Consider the following 16,882-nt stretch of genomic DNA (forward strand, 5'->3'; position numbering starts at 1 on the left):
GGGGCTAGAGTCTAGCGTTTGGGAAGCGTGAAGTAAAAGGTGGTGCCCTGCCCAGGAGTGGATTTCACCCATAAGCTGCCACCGTGTTTCTCAACCATTTTTTTGGCAATGGCCAGGCCGGCGCCGGTTCCGCCGCCGTATTTGTCCTGGGCGTGCAGGCGCTTGAACAGCTTGAAGATGATGGCGTGGTGCTTCGGGTCGATGCCGATACCGTTGTCCTGCACGTAGAACACGTAAAACTCGTCCAGGTTCACGGGCTGCCCCAGCTGGCCGGCGCTGTCACCGGAAACCTGGCCCACCGTAATGGTCGGCGCGGGCCGGTCGGTGTACTTGATGGCGTTGGTGAGCAGGTTGAGCAGCACCTCGTGCAGGCTGGTGCGGTCGGCCCGCACGGTGGGCAGGGAACCGGCTACGGTCAAGTTGGCTTGGGTTTCCTTGAGGCGCAGCTGCAGCAGGTCGGTCACGTCGGCCAGCACGTCGTTCAGGTCCACGTCGGCCAGCTCCAGTTCGGTGCGGCCCACCCGCGAAAGGTGCAGCAGCGACTCAATCAGGCCTTCCATGCGCTGGCTCAGGCGCGTCAGGGTTTGCAGCATGTGCACGCCCTCGGCGTCGAGACGGGAGGCGTAGTCTTCAAGCAAAAACAGGGAGTAGTTGTGAATGCCGCGCAAGGGTTCCTTGAGGTCGTGCGAGGCCACGTAGGCAAACGAGTCCAGCTCGTCATTGCTGCGCTCCAGCTCGGCGTTGAGGTGGCTCAGGCTCTGGGCGCGGGCCTGCAATTCGTTGAATGCCTTAAGCCGCAGGTCGGAAATATGCCGGCGGATTTCCCGAACGGTCTCCAGCTCGGCGGGCTGCCAGGGCGCGGCCGTGTTTTCCACCAGCTGCTTCCAGGCCTCAAACGACTGGCGGGGCGACAGAAACAGTTGCCCGTCGGCCAGCACCTGGGGCTTTTCGTGCTGGCCGGCCCACGTTACCGTTTGCACCACTTCGGGCCGGAACCAGAGCAGGTAGTTGCCGGGCGCATCGGCCAGGGAGGCGGCCACTATGCCGCTGGCCGTGCTGCGCAGCGCCAGCCCCGCCGGATTGAGGCTGCCGTAAGACGTGGTGTGAAACACTTCCTCCTGCGGGGCGTGCTCCTGCAACCAGGCCAGCAGCTCTTGAATCTGGGGCTCAGTTGGCGTCGTCCCCAGGGTCACGATTTCGCCAGCAAAGCAGATGGCCGCTCCGCCGCAGTCGAACACGTCCTGCATGGTAGGCCGGTGCTGGTAGAGGCCTTCCACGAAATTAGCGTGGGCCGCCACGTGCTCAAATAGTCGGGCCTGCCGCTCCCGGATGCGCAGCCGGTATCCGCTTTCGTCCTGCTGCTCTTTGCCGGGCAGCAGCGCCGAAAAGGTTTTGCCGATAAACTGGCACAGCTCGCGCAGCTCGTAGCTCACCAGGCGGGGCGTGAGGTGGTGGCAGGTAATCATGCCCCAGAGCCGCCCGTCCCGAATCAGCGAAATGGTCATGGTGGCCGCCGAGCCCAGGTTGTGCAAGTACTCCAAATGGATGGGCGACACGCTGCGCAGCACGGCGTAGGTCATGTCGGGCGGGCGGTTCGTGGCGGGGGTGTGCACTGGCACCAGCGGCACGGGCGTGTAGTGGGCATCGGGAATGAAGCGGAGCCAGTTTTTGAGGTACATGGCCCGGGCCTGCTGCGGAATGTCGGAGGCCGGGTAGTGCAGCCCCAGCCAGGGCGGCAGGTCAGGGCGCGTGGCTTCGGCAATGATTTCGCCGCTTTCGTCGGGCGCGAAGCGGTAGATGGCTACCCGGTCGAAGCCCGTGATGGCGCGCACCTGGTGCACGGCGTGCTGGCAAAGCTCCAGCACGCTACCGGCTCCCAGCAGCTGCCCCACCGCCGCGTTCAGCGAGGGCAGGTCGAGGGGTGCCGCGGCCGTGTCGCTCACCGGCTCAAACTCCGCCCACAGCAGCTGGTCGTGGCGGTGCAAAATGAGCTTGTAGTACGGCTGGCCGGCTACCCGGTCGAGGCGGGCGCCCAGCAGCTGCGCGGTGCTGCTGAGTGTGCCCAGCCGCTCCTCGATTTCAGCCAGCCGGTCGGGGCCCAGCAGGCAGTCCAGGCCCTGACCCAGCAGGTCAGCGGCTTCGAGGCCGATGAGTGGCCCGGTGTTGGCGCTGGCCTGCACAATGCGCCGGGTGGCCTCATCGAGGCACAGCAGGAAGCCGTAGGGCTGAATGGCGCCGGGCAGGTGAATTGGCTCCCGGTCACAGTTGGTCAGCGTAACGGGGGCCTGAAACCCGGAATGGTGGGGGAAACTCACGGTTGCTTGATCCACGCGGCGAGGTGTTGAAAGGTATGACTGGCCGAGGCCACAATGTCGTCCGGGCTGGTGGTGGCCGCCTCGGCGGTGAGCAGCTGGCAAAAGGTCTTCCACCGGGGCCCGGTTTGCTCCCCGTAGCCCGCGAAATAGCGGCGCAGCGGAATGCCAGCCTGGATTAGCTGGCGCGTAATTACCTGTCCGCCCAGCGTGGAGCCTTCTACCACGTACATGGCCCCCAGCAGCTGGGCCCGGCTGTGCAGCGGCGGCATGGCCGGGCACAGCGGCAGGCCAGGAGCCGCGGCGGGTCGTTGCAAATCCTCCAGAATCAGGTGGGCGCGGTAGCGTGCCGGCAGCTCCCAGGCCCCGGAAAAAGCCGGAACCTGCTGCCGCAAGGCCGTTTCGTAGGGCTGCAGGAAGCCGTAGAGCTTGGCCAGAAACCACGCCGTGCCTTCGGCGGTGGGGGCGCCGGCTACCAGAGCCTGGTTGAAGGCGTTTTGCTCCAGCGCATCGTGGTACGGGCGGGTTTCGCGGCGCAACCGCAGCAGCAACGACGGCGCTTCAACAACACTAGGCATCGGGGAACAGGAAAAGTTGCTGACTGGTAAGCAGACAAAGATAACCGGCCGCCCGCCCGGAAAGTCACCCACTGGCCCCGAAAAATTACCCGCCCCGTCGTTCGGAAGAAAATCTTGTCAGCTGAAAGCAGCAGGCCCGCCGCGAAGACGAGGCGGCGCTGCCCCACCGCTGCTGAGTGATTCTGCGGATCAGCTCTGACGACGGAGCAGCAGTTGGCGGTAGTTGTTGCAGCGTCTGGCCGCTGCAAGGACGCGCCCCTTGGCTCCGCCGACCGGCGGTTCGCGTCTCTACTCTTCACACCGTGCCACTACCCTGGGGGCGTAAGGCAAACCGCTTCTGAGGCGGAAAAATCGGTGCTGCTGGCCCAGCCGTGACGCCTGGGGCCGGCCACCCACGCCAGCCCCGACGTACTGCGGCCTTCACCAGGGCGGCACCGGCGCAGCCAGATGTAAATCTGCTTCAGATGATTGACTCGCTTCCGGTAGAAAACCGGGAGCGTAAGAATGCTGGCCAACCTAAACAGGCGCGAAATAGATGGCTGGCGGCAGTCTTTATCACTATTCGGACATTGCCTTGTACAAACTTGGCTGACAGTGCGTAGCTTTACTACAATCAGCTCACAGTGCTTTTTCAGCAATAGTTGGTTATCAAGCTCCGTTTTTGAGGGCGGCGAGCGGCACTTTTCTTTTCAAGTAACGCTTACCTGTCCGCCCCCTTACCTGTCCCACCATGCCCACAGAGCTATTTACTACCCTTATTCCTTCCCTGCATATTTCCAAGTCCGGCCACTTGGCTGGCGTCAACGGCCGGCGCCTGGTTAGGCGGGTGCGGCCGGCGGCCAGCTGGCTGCTGACGCTGCTGCTCCTGCTGCTGAGCGGCGCGGCCACCACTGCCCTGGCGCAGGCGACACCGCCCCCGGAGTGCAGCCAGGACGAGAAGTTTATCAACAACTGGTATTTCGGCTACCGGGCGGGGCTGGACTTCAACCAGGCCACCGACTCCATTCCGCCCGCGGTACTGACTAACGGGCGGATGGTGGCGCCGGCCGGCTCCGGGGTAATGTCGGACGGCAATGGCAGCCTGCTCTTCTACAGCAACGGCGACACCGTGTGGAGCCGCAACCACAGCATTATGCCCAACGGCACCGGCCTGGGCGGCAACCGCCTCGCCACCGACGGTCCTTTGGCCATCCGGAAGCCGGGCAGCCCCACCACGCCGGGCGGGCCGACGAGCTATTACCTTTTCACCCAGGACGCGCAAGGTGGCCCCAAAGGCCTGAGCTACTCGGAAATCGTTATTCCGGCCGGGGGCCAGGGCGAGGTGGTGGCTACTGCCAAGAACGTGCCCCTCGCCCGCGGCACAACCGAGAAAATGACGGGTGTGCTGCACAAAAACGGCTGCGACATCTGGATTATCGTGCACGGCTGGGGCACTGCGACCAGCGGCACCGACAACCGCGGCGACTCTTTTCTGGCCTACCGCGTGACGCCGGCCGGCGTACAGACCACGCCGGTGATTTCAACCATTGGCTCCCTGCACGCGCCGAGCATTGCAGCCCAGGGCTACCGCGGCCAGATGAAAGTGTCGCCCGACGGCGAGCAGTTGGCCGTGGCCCGCTTCAGCGAAACCGCCGCCACCGACAGCAGCAGCACCGTCGAGCTGTTTGCTTTTGATGCCGCCACGGGCGCAGTCAGCAACCGCCGGGCCATCGACAGCGGGGCGGGCGGCTACTACGGCGTTGAGTTTTCGCCCGGCCGCAGCCGGCTCTACGCTACGGTGCTGAGCCCGCCCCAGCTGCTTCAGTTTGACTTGACTGCCGCCAACGTGCCGGCCAGCCGGCAGGTTATTCCGCTCAACCAAACTACGCCGGTCGGTCTGGGCTCCATGCAGGCCGCCCCCGATGGCAAGATTTACGTGGCCCGCGACAACCAGCCGGCCCTGGGCTTTATCACCTACCCCGACTCGCTGGGGGCGGCCGTGGCCTACGCCGACGACAGCCTACAGCTGGGCGGGCGCCGTAGCGGGCTGGGCTTGCCCAACTTCAACCAAAGCTCCCTGCTCCGAGTGGGCTTCGGGGCCCAGTCTACGGCGTGTTTGGAAATAACCTTTCGGGCTGGTTCTCCTATTCCTAACCCGGAGCGCTACGAGTGGGACTTTGGCGACGGTACTAAGTCGACGGTAGCCAACCCCGTTCATACCTTCCCCCGGCCCGGCGACTATGTTGTGACGCTGCGCATTACTAATTTTTGCTTTTGCCGCGAAACCCAAGCCCTTATCCGGGTACCCGGCCCGCCCACGCCGGGCAGCATCGCCGACAGTCAGACGCTGTGCGCCGGGGCCACGCCGGCTCCGCTCACCAGTGCCGCCCCGGCTGGTGCCGGCACCGGGCAGTTCAGCTATCAGTGGCAATCGTCGCCGGACAACACCACCTGGACCGACATTGGCGGCGCTACTGCCGAAACCTTCACGCCCCCCGCGCTAAGCACTACTACCTATTTCCGGCGGCTGGTAACGTCGGGCTTCTGCGAGCCGCGCACGCCAACGGCATCCGTCCGCATCACCGTGCTACCGGCCCTGGTGGCTGGCAGCATTGCCGCCGACCAAACCGTGTGCGCCGGCACCACCCCCGCGCCGCTGACGAGCAGCGCCCCGGCTACGGGCGGTACGGGCACGTTTGCGTATCAGTGGGAGTCGTCCACGGATAACACCACCTGGACTGCCATCAGCGGGGCCACCGGCGAAACGCTGGCGCCCGGCCCGCTTACGGTTACCACCTACTTCCGCCGCCAAGTGCGCTCCGGGGCCTGCACCACCGGGCCTTCCAACACCGTTACAGTAACTGTAGCGCCGGCCCTAACGGCCGGTAGCATTGCCGCAAGCCAAACTGTGTGCGCCGGCGGCACGCCTGCTGCCCTTACCAGCGAAACTCCGGCCACGGGCGGTACGGGCAGTATCGACTATCAATGGGAATCATCGACAGACAATACTACCTGGACGCCCATTAGCGGGGCCACCGGGCCGACGTATGCACCGGGTGCGCTGACGGCTACTACGTACTTCCGGCGCCGGGCAAGCTCGGGCAGCGCCTGCGCCCCGGCTTTGTCCAATGTCGTCACCATTACCGTAGCGCCGGCGCTGGTAGCCGGCACCATCGGCACGAGCCAGACGCTGTGCCCCGGCGCTACCCCCGCCCCCCTTACCAGCACGGCCGGGGCCAGCGGTGGCACGGGCACGCCTGTGTACCAGTGGGAATCTTCTCCCGACAACTCGACCTGGACCGCCATAGCCGGGGCCACGGGCGAGACCTTCACGCCCGGTCCGCTGTTTGTTACCACTTATTTCCGGCGCCGGGTGACGGCGGGGCCCTGCGGCCCGGAGTATTCGGCCCCGGTTGCCTTGACGGTGCTGCCGCCGCTGAGCGCGGGTAGCATTGCGGCCGACCAGACCATCTGTGCGGGGGCTGCGCCGGCTCCGCTTACCAGCACCAGCGAGGCCGGCGGCGGCACGGGCACGTTTGCGTATCAGTGGGAGTCTTCAGTGGATAATGTGAACTGGACGGCCGTTGCTGGCGCTACCGGCGCGACTTTCACGCCCGGCCCGCTGGCAGCTACCACCTATTTCCGCCGTCAGGTAAGCTCCGGGGCCTGCACTACCACGCCATCCAACGTGGTGACGATAACCGTGGTACCGGCCCTGACGGCCGGCAGCATTGCCGCAAACCAAACTGTGTGCACCGGCGGTATCCCGGCTGCCCTCACTAGTGAGACACCAGCCGCGGGCGGTACGGGCACGGTTGCGTACCAGTGGGAATCTTCTCCGGATAACTCGACCTGGACGGCCATTGGCGGAGCCACGGGGCCGACGTATGCGCCGGGTGCGCTGACGGTTACCACGTACTTCCGGCGCCGGGCAAGCTCGGGACCTTGCGGGCCGGCTTTGTCTAATGTCGTTACCATCACCGTGGCGCCGGCCCTGGCCGCTGGTACCATCGGTGCCAGCCAGGCCCTGTGCCCTGACGCTGTGCCCGCACCGCTTACCAGCACGGCCGGAGCTAGTGGCGGCACGGGTAGCTACAGCTACCAGTGGGAATCCTCGGCGGATAACTCGACCTGGACGCCGATTGCCGGTGCCACCGGGGCCGACTATGCGCCGGGTCCGCTCGTAGCCACTACCTACTACCGGCGGCGGGTAACGTCGGGGCCCTGCGGCCCGGAGTATTCGGCTCCCGTTGCCCTGACGGTGCTGCCCAGCCTGGTTGCGGGCAACATCAGCGCCGACCAGGACATCTGCGCGGGCACCGCGCCGGCTGCGCTTAGCGGCGGCGGGGCCAGCGGGGGCACCGGCACGTTTGCGTACCAGTGGGAGTCTTCGGCGGATAATGTGAACTGGACGGCCGTTGCCGGCGCCACCGGGCCCACTTTCGCACCCGGCCCGCTCACGGCTACCACGTACTTCCGGCGCCGCGTAACGTCGGGCACCGGTACCTGCGCCTCGGCAGTTTCCAACGTGGTGACAATACGGGTGCAGCCGGCCGTGACGCCCACGGTAAGCGTGGCGCCGCCGCCCGTGCAGTGCCCCGGCACGCCGCTCACCTTCACGGCGGTGGTTGCCAACGCGGGCCCGGCGCCTATAATCCGGTGGTTTGTCAACAACGTGGGCATAACCAGTGGGCCGACGTTTACCAGCAGCACGCTGGCTTCCGGCGACCAGGTGCGGGTGGAGGTGACGCCCACGGCCGGGCTATGCAGCACGGGCCCGGCCGTGGCCACCGTTACAGTAACCCGCACGCCGACGCCGCTGCCCACGCTTACCATTGCCGTGCAGCCGGGCGGGCCCGCTTGCCTGGGTGCCCCGCTTACCTTCAGCATTGCCTCCGTAACGGAGCCCGGCCCGGCCCCCGAGTACCAGTGGCAGGTCAACGGCGGCGACGTGGTCGGGGCTACGGGCCCGGTCTTCACCAGCACAACGCTGCGCGAGGGCCAGATCGTGACGCTGCGCCTGCGCACGACCAACGTGTGCGGACAGCCCGTTACGGCCGTTTCCAATGGCGTGCCCGTGCGGATTCAGCCGCCGGTTGACGTGGATGCCGGCCCCGACAAGGAAATTCTGGCTGGCTCCTCCGTGACGCTGGAAGGCCGCGCCGACGGCACCTACCCCGTGCGGTGGGCGCCGGCCGCAGGGCTGACGTTCCGGGGCGACTCGCTCCGGCCCGTGGCCTCGCCCACGGTAACCACAACTTACACGCTCTCGGCCGGAACCGGCGGCTGCGCCGACTCCGACCAGGTGACGGTGACCGTGCGCCCGGCTATCCGCATTCCCAACGCCTTCACGCCCAACAATGATGGCCGCGACGACACCTGGCAGATTGAATTCATCGAGCAATTCCCCGACAATACGGTGAGCGTGTTCAACCGCTGGGGCAACCGGGTTTTCTCGGTTAACAACTACAGCCGGGCCAATGAGTGGCGCGGCGACATCAACGGCCAGCCGGCACCGGTCGGCACCTACTACTACGTCGTCGTCACGAAGGGCCCGCTAGGCAGGTCCTACAGCGGGTCAATTACGATTCTGTATTAAGGTCTTGGGGTCTTAGGGTCTTGGTCTCTGAACCAGCCTTTCGTTACCAATTAAATCTAAGACCCCAAGACCCCCAACAAGCCAAGTCCCCAAGACCCCTACGGTTATGAAAAGAGCTTTAACTCTACTGCTGCTGCTGCTGGCCGCCGCGCCCGCCTGGGCCCAGCAGCAGGCGCAGTACAGCCAGTACATGAACAACAACTACATCCTGAACCCCGGCACCACGGGCGTGGAGGACTACATCGACATCAAGTTCAGCTACCGCACCCAGTGGACGGGCCTGGAGGGGGCGCCCAAGACCTACTACGTCAGTGGCAGCTCCTCGCTGGGCAAGTGGCGCACCACCAGCAAGCGCACCCTGCGCGACCGGCGCCGGCCGTTTCACGCCCTGGGGGGCCTCGTGTACAACGACGTGACTGGCCCTACGAGCCGCACCGGCGCCTACGTTTCCTACGCCTACAATCTGGTGCTCCGGCCCAACCTCCGGGCGTCGCTGGGCGTGTCGGTGGGCATGCAGCAGTTTGCCGTGGACGGGGAAAAGCTGCGCTTCTTCGACCCCACCACCCGCGCCGCCAGCGACGCCTCCCGGGTGCTGGATGGGTCGGTGGGCCTGTGGGTATACAGCTCCGATTTCTACGTGGGTGTGTCGGGGGCGCAGCTGCTGGCCAACAAGCTCGACTTCTCCTATGGCCCCAACACGCTGGAGGCCGGCATGGGCAACTCCCTGAAGCGGCACTACTTTGCCACGGCCGGCGTGCGGGTGCCGCTCAGCAACGACTGGTCGCTGGTGCCGTCGGTGCTGATTAAGGCCGTGAATCCGGCCCCGCTCTCGCTCGACCTCAACGCCAAGCTCAAGTACCAGGACCTGCTGTGGGCCGGCGTATCCTGGCGGGCCTTCGACTCGTTCGTGGCGCTGGCAGGCCTGAGCTACGAGCAGTTTACGCTGGGTTATTCCTACGATGCCGGCCTCTCCGAGCTGGCCGGCTACCACGGCGGCAGCCACGAGGTGCTCCTGGGGCTGCGGCTCAAGAAGAAAACCCAAGTAGTGTGCACCAACCGGTTCTGGTAGGGCCGGCCCGCGCACATTCCGCGTCAGGTGTGGGATACTAGGTAGATGAAGACCAGCCGCGGCAAAAGAAAAAGCCCTTCCCGGCATCGGGAAGGGCTTTTCAGTGGAGCTGCAGGGATTCGAACCCTGGTCCAGACAAGGAAGCCGTCGAGCTTTCTACGTGCGTATCTATGCTTGGATTTTCGAGGAAGCCCAGGCGCATATCAGGCCCTTAGTCTCCCCGTATCTGCTTGAGTTTCGCCCTGGCGTCGCAGCGCCACCAAGACTATCCTACTGCTTACGACGCCCCGAACTCACCCGTGAGAAGGAAGACGGGTGCGGGACGATGGCGTTTACCTAATACCTAGATTAGGCAGCCATGGCGTAGCTATACTCGCCGGTTGTTTTTTGAATGACTTTTTAACGGGAGATTCATTCAACTCCCGGCACGCTTACTCGCGACCTGCGCAAGCTGTCAATTCCGGTCAGCCCCAACTGGTAAAGAACGAGACCCGCCCAAAAGGCGGGGTGCGAATGTACGCACGCCGGAGAGAAAACGTTGGCCCAGGCTGAAAATGTTCCGGGCATTGTCATTCCGAGCCCAGCGAGGAATCTGGGTAAACGTATCGAGAAACAAATCCAGATTCCTTGCTGGGCTCGGAATGGCAATGCCTACTTCACCGCCGCGGTTTTCGGCTGAAACGCCGGGGCGCCCGTTTGCCACAGCCCGAAGGCCACGAGGTCGGCAATGCCTTCAAACTGCTTGAGGCGCGAGTCGCCCATGCCGTGGCCGGCGTCGTAGTCGGTGAAGAAGAGAACGGGCTTGCTGCCGGTGTGGCTGGCTTGCAGGCGGGCGGCAAACTTGGCTGGCTGCCAGGCAATAACGCGCGGGTCGTTCATGCCGGCCGTCACGAGCGTGGCCGGGTACTGGGTGCCGGGCTTCAGGTGGTGGTAGGCATCCATTTCGAGCAGGGCCTTGGCTTCGTCTTCCTTGGCCATGGTGCCGAACTCGGGCGTATTGACCGGTCCGTTGGGCGAGTTTTCCATACGCACGGCGTTCATACAACCCACTTCCGGCATAGCCACGGCAAACAGGTCGGGCCGTTCGGTCATGGCCCGGCCGATGAGGATGCCGCCGGCGCTGCCGCCGTTGATGGCAATCTTGCTGGGAGCAGTGTAATTGTTTTTAGTGAGGTATTCAGCGCAGGCAATCAGGTCTTTCCAGGTGTTGGGTTTGGTGGTTTTCTGACCGGCTTTGTGCCAGGCCTCACCCAGCTCGCCGCCCCCGCGCACGTGCGGGCAGGCCAGAATGCCACCCTGCTGGGTCCAGAGCAGGTAAGGCGGCATAAACGTGGGGCTCATCGAAATGGAATAGGCTCCGTAGCCTACCATGAGCGTGGGCGCGGTGCCGTCGCGCTTCAGGCCTTTCTTATACACGATGGATAGCGGCACCAGCACGCCATCGTGCGAGGGCACCATAATCTCTTCTACCACCAAATCAGCAAATTCCGGATACTGCGCTTCCGACGAAAGCGGCTCCGGAGTGAACTGCCTGCTGGCCACGTTATAACGGTAGCGTTTGCGGTCCATGGTCCAGCCGCCCATCGTGGCCCATAGGTCCGACGACTGCACGTTTTTGCTGACCAGCTCGATGCGGCCGGCAGCTTGCGGCAGCTTCAGCTCTTGCACCGTGCCGGAGTTCTTGGGCACGAAGTAGAGCTTGGCCTGCACCCCATTTTTCACCCGCACGAAGTAGAGGCCATCCTTGGTGGTTTTCAGCTGCTCGTCGTTGATGGCCTCGTCGGGGCTTTCGGGCACCAGCACTTGGGCCGCAGCCACGCTGGGCCGGGCGGCGGGCATGCGCATAATCTTCTGGCGCGGCGTGTTTTTGGACGTGACAAAGTAGATGTACTGGTCATCCGTCACGAAGTTGGTGACTTCGTCGGCAGGCTTGAACAGCGGTTGCCAGGGCACGTTGGGCTTGCTCAGGGCCGCGGCGGGCGCGTAGTAGCCGTGCAGGTAGCGGTCCACGGAGTACATAAAGCCGTAAGCCAGCCGGGTGTCACGGTCGATGACGGCATAGGGCCAATCGGAGGGCCGGATGCCCAGCTTGGGGTAGAGCTGAGCCGACAGCAGCACTTGGTCCTGGCTCTGCGGGGTGCCCACGCGGTGCAGGCGGCACTGCAAGTTCTGGCGGGCGGCCATGTCCTTCACGTCGTCGCTGTTGAAGGGCACGTACACCAGACTTTGATTGTCGGGCAGCCACTCGCCGCCGCCCCGGTTGCGCTGGAGCTGCTCGGGGTATAGCTTCCTGGTTTTCACGTCCAGAATGAGCGTGCGGCCCAGCTCCGAGCCCTTCTCGCTGATACCAAACGATACCTTGGACCCATCGTAGCTGGGTGCGAAGCCGTTGATGTTGAATACGGTGCCCTTTTCAAAGGTTTCCGGGTCGAAAAGCAGCACTTCCTGGCCCTGGTACCCGTCGCGGCAATACAGCTTGGGCTGCTGGTCCTGAGGCCTGGACTTAAGGTAGAAGTACCGGTCGTTGTCGGCCACTTTCAGGTCGGTTACCCGCGAGGCTTTGCGCTTGTCGAACTCCACCATCTTATCAATCAGCGCCTGGCGGCCCGGAATGGCATCGAGGGTGCGGCGGGCATGGTCGCTCTGGGCCTTCATCCACGCCAGCACGGCCGGGTCCTGGAGGTTTTCCAGGTTGCGGTAGGGGTCCTCGACTTTGATGCCGAAGTAGGTGTCGGTGGCCGGCACCGACGGGGCGGCCGGCGGCGAGGGTTGAGCCAGGGCGGCTACGGAGGCCAGCAAACCGGTCAGCAAGCAAGCTGTTTTCATAGGTCAGCAGTGGTAAGTGAAAGAAAAACGTGCCATAATCATAAGGTAAGTACATCACCTCTACTGCCGCATACAATCACATAAACATGTGATACCCAGGCCCGCTCCTCTCGCGCCGCCGTAGCGGTTGTCTTCTGTCGCGCAGCTCGGCCGCAGCGCTACACCTGCCCTTTTGCGGCCTTGCTTACCTTCTGGCCGGGGCGGCGCGTCTCAGCGCCGGCCAGCGCGCGCCGCCCGGCAAATGGCCGGCAGCCGGCTTTCTAAACCCCGGCTTTTCGGGGTATCTTTGTGGCTAGTCGTATGGAGAATTTCGTTGTATCCGCCCGCAAGTACCGCCCGGCCACGTTCAGAAGCGTGGTGGGGCAGCAGCACGTTACTACCACCCTGCAAAACGCCATTGCCTCCCAGCACCTGGCCCAGGCGTTTCTGTTTTGCGGGCCGCGGGGCGTGGGCAAAACCACCTGCGCCCGGATTCTGGCCAAAACCATCAACTGCGAGTTTATCGAGGAGCACGTGCGCCGGGGCCGCCCGGTGTCGGAGCTGGTGCGGCAGCAGCCCGCCATCGTGCCCGACGCCCTGCTGAAGGCTGCGGACCCCGACAACACGCCCTTTGAGCTAGAGGCGTGCGGTAAGTGCGCCTCGTGCCGGGCGTTTCAGGAAAGCGCCTCGTTCAACGTGCACGAGCTGGACGCGGCTTCCAACAACTCCGTGGAGGACATCCGCAGCCTGGTGGAGCAGGTGCGCTACGCCCCGCAGCAGGGCCGCTTCAAGGTCTACATCATCGACGAGGTGCACATGCTCTCGAATGCGGCCTTCAATGCCTTTCTGAAGACCTTGGAAGAGCCGCCAAGCTACGCCATCTTCATCCTGGCCACCACCGAGCGGCACAAGATTATTCCTACCATTCTGTCGCGCTGCCAGATTTTCGACTTCAACCGGATTCGGGTCGAGGACATCCGCGGGCACCTGCGCCACGTGGCCCAGCAGGAGCACATCGAGGCCGAAGACGACGCCCTGCACCTGCTGGCCCAAAAAGCCGACGGCGGCCTGCGCGACGCCCTGAGCATGTTCGACCAGATGGTGACGTTCTCGGGCCACCACCTGCGCTACCAGGACGTGGTGCAAAACCTGCACATCCTCGACTACGAGTACTATTTCCGGCTGGTCGATGCCCTGCTGACGGAGAACTTGTCGGGCACGCTGCTGCTGCTGGACGAGGTGATGCAGAACGGCTTCGACCTGCACAACTTTGTGGTGGGCGCGGCCGAGCACCTGCGCGGGCTGCTGGTGTGCAAAGACCCCGTAACGGTGCAGCTGCTGGAAGTGTCGGAGGGCATCCGGAGCCGCTACGTGCAGCAGGCCCAGGCCGCGCCCCTACCCTGGGTGCTGTCGGCGCTGAACCTGGTGAGTTTGTGCGACCGGGAGTTCAAGCAGGCCAAAAACCAGCGCCTGCACGTGGAGCTGGCCCTGATGAAGCTGGCCTACCTGAACAGCGCCGTGCAGTTTGCCCGCGACCTGACTGCCGGCACCGCCCCCGCTTCCAACGGCGAGGCGAAAAAAAAAAGTAGCGTAGCTCTCCCTGCCGCTACTCCTCCTGCCCCCGCTTCGCCGGCTTCTACCGGCCAGCTCGTCGCCGACGGCACCGCGGAAGTGGCCGCTCCGTACGGCGCCCCGAATGGAAAAGCGCCGCTGAACGGCACGCCAGCCAGCCCTCAAGTACCAGTCGTCAACCCTCAGCCCGTCCACGCCCCCGCCGACCCCGAGCCGGTGGTGCCGGTGGACAGCGGCGTGGAGGAGCTGCACGACACGCCCAGCATCGAGGACGAAGCGGCTACTGAGGTACCGCCTACCCGGCTCGTGCGCGACACCGTGCCACACGTGGAGATTGGCAAGCCCAGCGTGGCCGGGCACGAGCCGGGCCACCTGCCCGTAACGGCCGCCTCGCTGCCCCCGCCCCGCCCCGGCCTGCCCACGGGCAAGCCGCTGGGCCTGGGCAACAAGCTGCCCGGCCTGGGCAGCCTCAAGGAAATGAAGGCCCAGCTGGCTCAGCAGGCCGCAGCCGACAAGGCCGTGACCGAAGCTGAGCCCACGGCCCCCGTTGCCGGCCTGGCACCCGTGGACGACGCCCGCCTACAGCAGGTGTGGAACGAGCTGAAGGAGGAGCGTAAGCAGCACAGCATGAGCGAGTACAGCGTGCTGAACCGCCCCGTGCAGGCCAACGAGCAGCACGTGATTCTGCTGCGCGTCGACAACCCCGTGCAGGAAGACCAGTTCAACGAGTTTCGGGCCGACTTTCTGGCCCAGCTGCGCCAGCGCACCGGCTACCCCCGCCTCAACGTGCAGGTAGAGGTAGCCGCCCAGCAGAACACCGGCCGCAAGCTCTACACCTCCTCCGACAAGCTGGAGTACCTGATGGAGAAATACCCCATGCTCACGGCCATGAAGCAGCGCCTGGGCCTGGACGCTGATTTCTAAATCACGGATTGTGCAGATTGGCTGGATTGCGCTGATTTTTACCCTTCTGGCTGCATAAGGAGCCAGGAGGCGGAAGCGTGCAGCCGCTCCCAGCCTACTACCGTGCCCCGCAGCGAATACTCGGCCCGCTGCTGGCTTCACTTTACAGTACGCATGAGTTACCCAACGATTATACCAAGTAATATCTTCGGTTGATGCAGTTTTTTAGGCGGCTCACGGACAGAAGGTTCCGTGTTCAATACACTGTTACGGGCGCTTTCTTTGGCCTGCTCCTGCTGATGGGGCTTCTGCTGCACCGTGATTATGGGGTTTCGGCCGACGAGCCCAACAACCACCTCAACGGTTTGGTCAGCGCCAAGTATCTGGCGCAGCTGGTGAAGCCGGACCTAGTGGCTCAGCAGCCCAACCAGCACCTGATTCCGGATATCCGCCGCTTCCGCGACGCCGACCACGGGGTTGCCTTCGAGCTGCCGGCCGCCGCCCTCAGCTACGTGCTTACGCGTCACGACTCGCAGGCCTTCTATTACCTTCGCCACCTGCTCACGTTTCTGGTTTTTGTGCTTGGCGTGGGGGCTCTGTACCGGCTGGCAGCTCTGCGGTTTGGGCACTGGGGCTGGGGACTGTTGGCGGCCGGACTGCTTGTGTTGTCTCCCCGGTTTTTCGCCGAGGCTTTCTACAACAGCAAGGATAGTATTTACATGGCCCTGTTCACGGTAGCCATCTACACGCTCGTGCGCTTGCTGGACCAGCCTACTCCGGGGCGGGCCGTGTGGCACGGCGTGGCCACGGCCCTGGCCGTCGATTTGCGCGTGCAGGGCTTGCTGCTGCTGCTGCTTACCGTGGTTATGCTGAGCCTGGAAGTAGCAACGCGCCCATCTGGCGAGGCACCCCGGCGCCGGGTAGTGCGCGTGGGCTTGCTGTATGTGGCAACGGCTCTGGCCTGCACCTACATCGGCTGGCCGTACCTGTGGGCCATGTCGTGGACTGACCTGCTGACGGCTTCCCAGCGTCTTAACCGTTTTCCCTGGGCAGGAGTGGTATTGTACTGGGGACACGTGTACCACATTCCTGCCGAGCGTCTGCCCTGGCACTACATTCCCGGCTGGATACTAGTTACTACCCCGGTGGCGTACACCCTGGCGGCCATGGGGGGCTTGGTGCTCACGCTGCGTGCTCTGTGGCGCCCCAGGGCCGAGGGGGCGCCCCCGGTGGCTCAGCGCTGCGACGTGCTGGTGGTGCTGTGGCTGCTGGTGCCGTTGCTGCTGCTGGTGGGGCTGAACATGACGGTGTACAACGGGTGGCGGCATCTGTACTTCATCTACCCGGCTGTGCTCATGCTCACCGTCCGGGGGGTGCATTTTCTCTGGACCAGGGCCCACCGGCACTCCACTTCCTGGGCGCTGGCCGCCCGGCTGCTGCTGGTTGCGGGTGGCCTGGAGGCGGCCTACACGGCCGGGCGGATGGTTGAGGCCCACCCCAATCAGCACGTTTTTTTCAGCTTCCTGCCGCCGAGTGCGGCCGAGCGGCTGTTTGAGCTTGACTACTGGGGCCTGTCGTACCGGCAGGGGCTGGAATGGGTGCTGGCCCACGATGCCAGTCCTCACGTAGTGCTGACGGGCAATCCGGGCTACATCGACAACAATATGCTGGTGCTGCCCCCGGAGCAGCGGGCGCGCATCCGCTACGTCTACCGCCCCACCCCCACTACCCTGCCCGCCGAAGCCCGCTACTACCTCACCGCGTACCACTACTACAACGGCCGTCCGCAACAGTATCCGGACAGTACGAGCCTGGGAGGAGAGGTATATACCATTCGCGCCAACGGGCTCCGCATCTTCTCCGTGTTCAAGCGCTGGTGATGCTACGTAGCTAGGGTGTGTGGACAGTTGATGCAAGACCGTCCTGCTTTATCTGGCGCCCGCGCAGCCGAAGCATATCTACCGCTGACTAACTCAATCGTTCAACGAAGCGGGAGAGATGCTTCGACTGCGCTGCGCTCAGCATGACGGTCTTTTTGCTGTTTTTAGACAACTGTCCACTGACC

Annotated in this window: 7 protein-coding genes and 1 other RNA gene; 4 read left to right on the plus strand and 4 right to left on the minus strand. The window is 64.3% G+C overall.

Annotation, left to right across the window (positions count from 1 at the left end; all coding sequences use genetic code 11):
- Nucleotides 1-11 precede the first annotated feature (11 nt).
- Nucleotides 12-2,330: an ATP-binding protein gene (locus OIS53_RS11120; protein ID WP_264678644.1), complete on the minus strand. Its 2,319-nt coding sequence runs from the start codon at nt 2,328-2,330 to the stop codon at nt 12-14.
- Nucleotides 2,312-2,890, minus strand: a complete 579-nt coding sequence (locus tag OIS53_RS11125) for a biliverdin-producing heme oxygenase (RefSeq protein WP_264678645.1) — start codon at nt 2,888-2,890, stop codon at nt 2,312-2,314. Before OIS53_RS11125 ends, OIS53_RS11120 begins: the two co-directional genes overlap by 19 nt.
- 730 nt (nt 2,891-3,620) lie before the next feature.
- Between OIS53_RS11125 and OIS53_RS11130 the strand changes: the two genes are divergently transcribed.
- A complete protein-coding gene (locus OIS53_RS11130; RefSeq protein WP_264678646.1) occupies nt 3,621-8,468 on the plus strand; it encodes a T9SS type B sorting domain-containing protein in 4,848 nt (1,615 codons plus the stop codon).
- A gap of 106 nt (nt 8,469-8,574) precedes the next feature.
- A complete protein-coding gene (locus OIS53_RS11135; RefSeq protein ID WP_264678647.1) occupies nt 8,575-9,537 on the plus strand; it encodes a PorP/SprF family type IX secretion system membrane protein in 963 nt (320 codons plus the stop codon).
- A 101-nt stretch (nt 9,538-9,638) separates the two neighbouring features.
- Here OIS53_RS11135 and ssrA read toward each other — a convergent pair.
- Nucleotides 9,639-10,009, minus strand: a transfer-messenger RNA (tmRNA) gene (gene ssrA / locus OIS53_RS11140).
- A 179-nt stretch (nt 10,010-10,188) separates the two neighbouring features.
- On the minus strand, nt 10,189-12,363 hold the full coding sequence (locus OIS53_RS11145) for a prolyl oligopeptidase family serine peptidase (RefSeq protein WP_264678648.1): 2,175 nt from the start codon (nt 12,361-12,363) through the stop codon (nt 10,189-10,191).
- Nucleotides 12,364-12,663: 300 nt separating this feature from the next.
- Between OIS53_RS11145 and dnaX the strand changes: the two genes are divergently transcribed.
- Both dnaX and OIS53_RS11155 read left to right on the plus strand, forming a co-directional pair.
- A complete protein-coding gene (gene dnaX / locus OIS53_RS11150) occupies nt 12,664-14,838 on the plus strand; it encodes a DNA polymerase III subunit gamma/tau (RefSeq protein ID WP_264678649.1) in 2,175 nt (724 codons plus the stop codon).
- 278 nt (nt 14,839-15,116) lie between these two features.
- Entirely contained in the window at nt 15,117-16,697 is a 1,581-nt protein-coding gene (locus tag OIS53_RS11155) for a hypothetical protein (protein ID WP_264678650.1), read from the plus strand.
- The last annotated feature ends 185 nt before the right edge of the window (nt 16,698-16,882 follow it).

Source organism: Hymenobacter sp. YIM 151500-1, assembly GCF_025979885.1.
Classification (GTDB): domain Bacteria; phylum Bacteroidota; class Bacteroidia; order Cytophagales; family Hymenobacteraceae; genus Hymenobacter.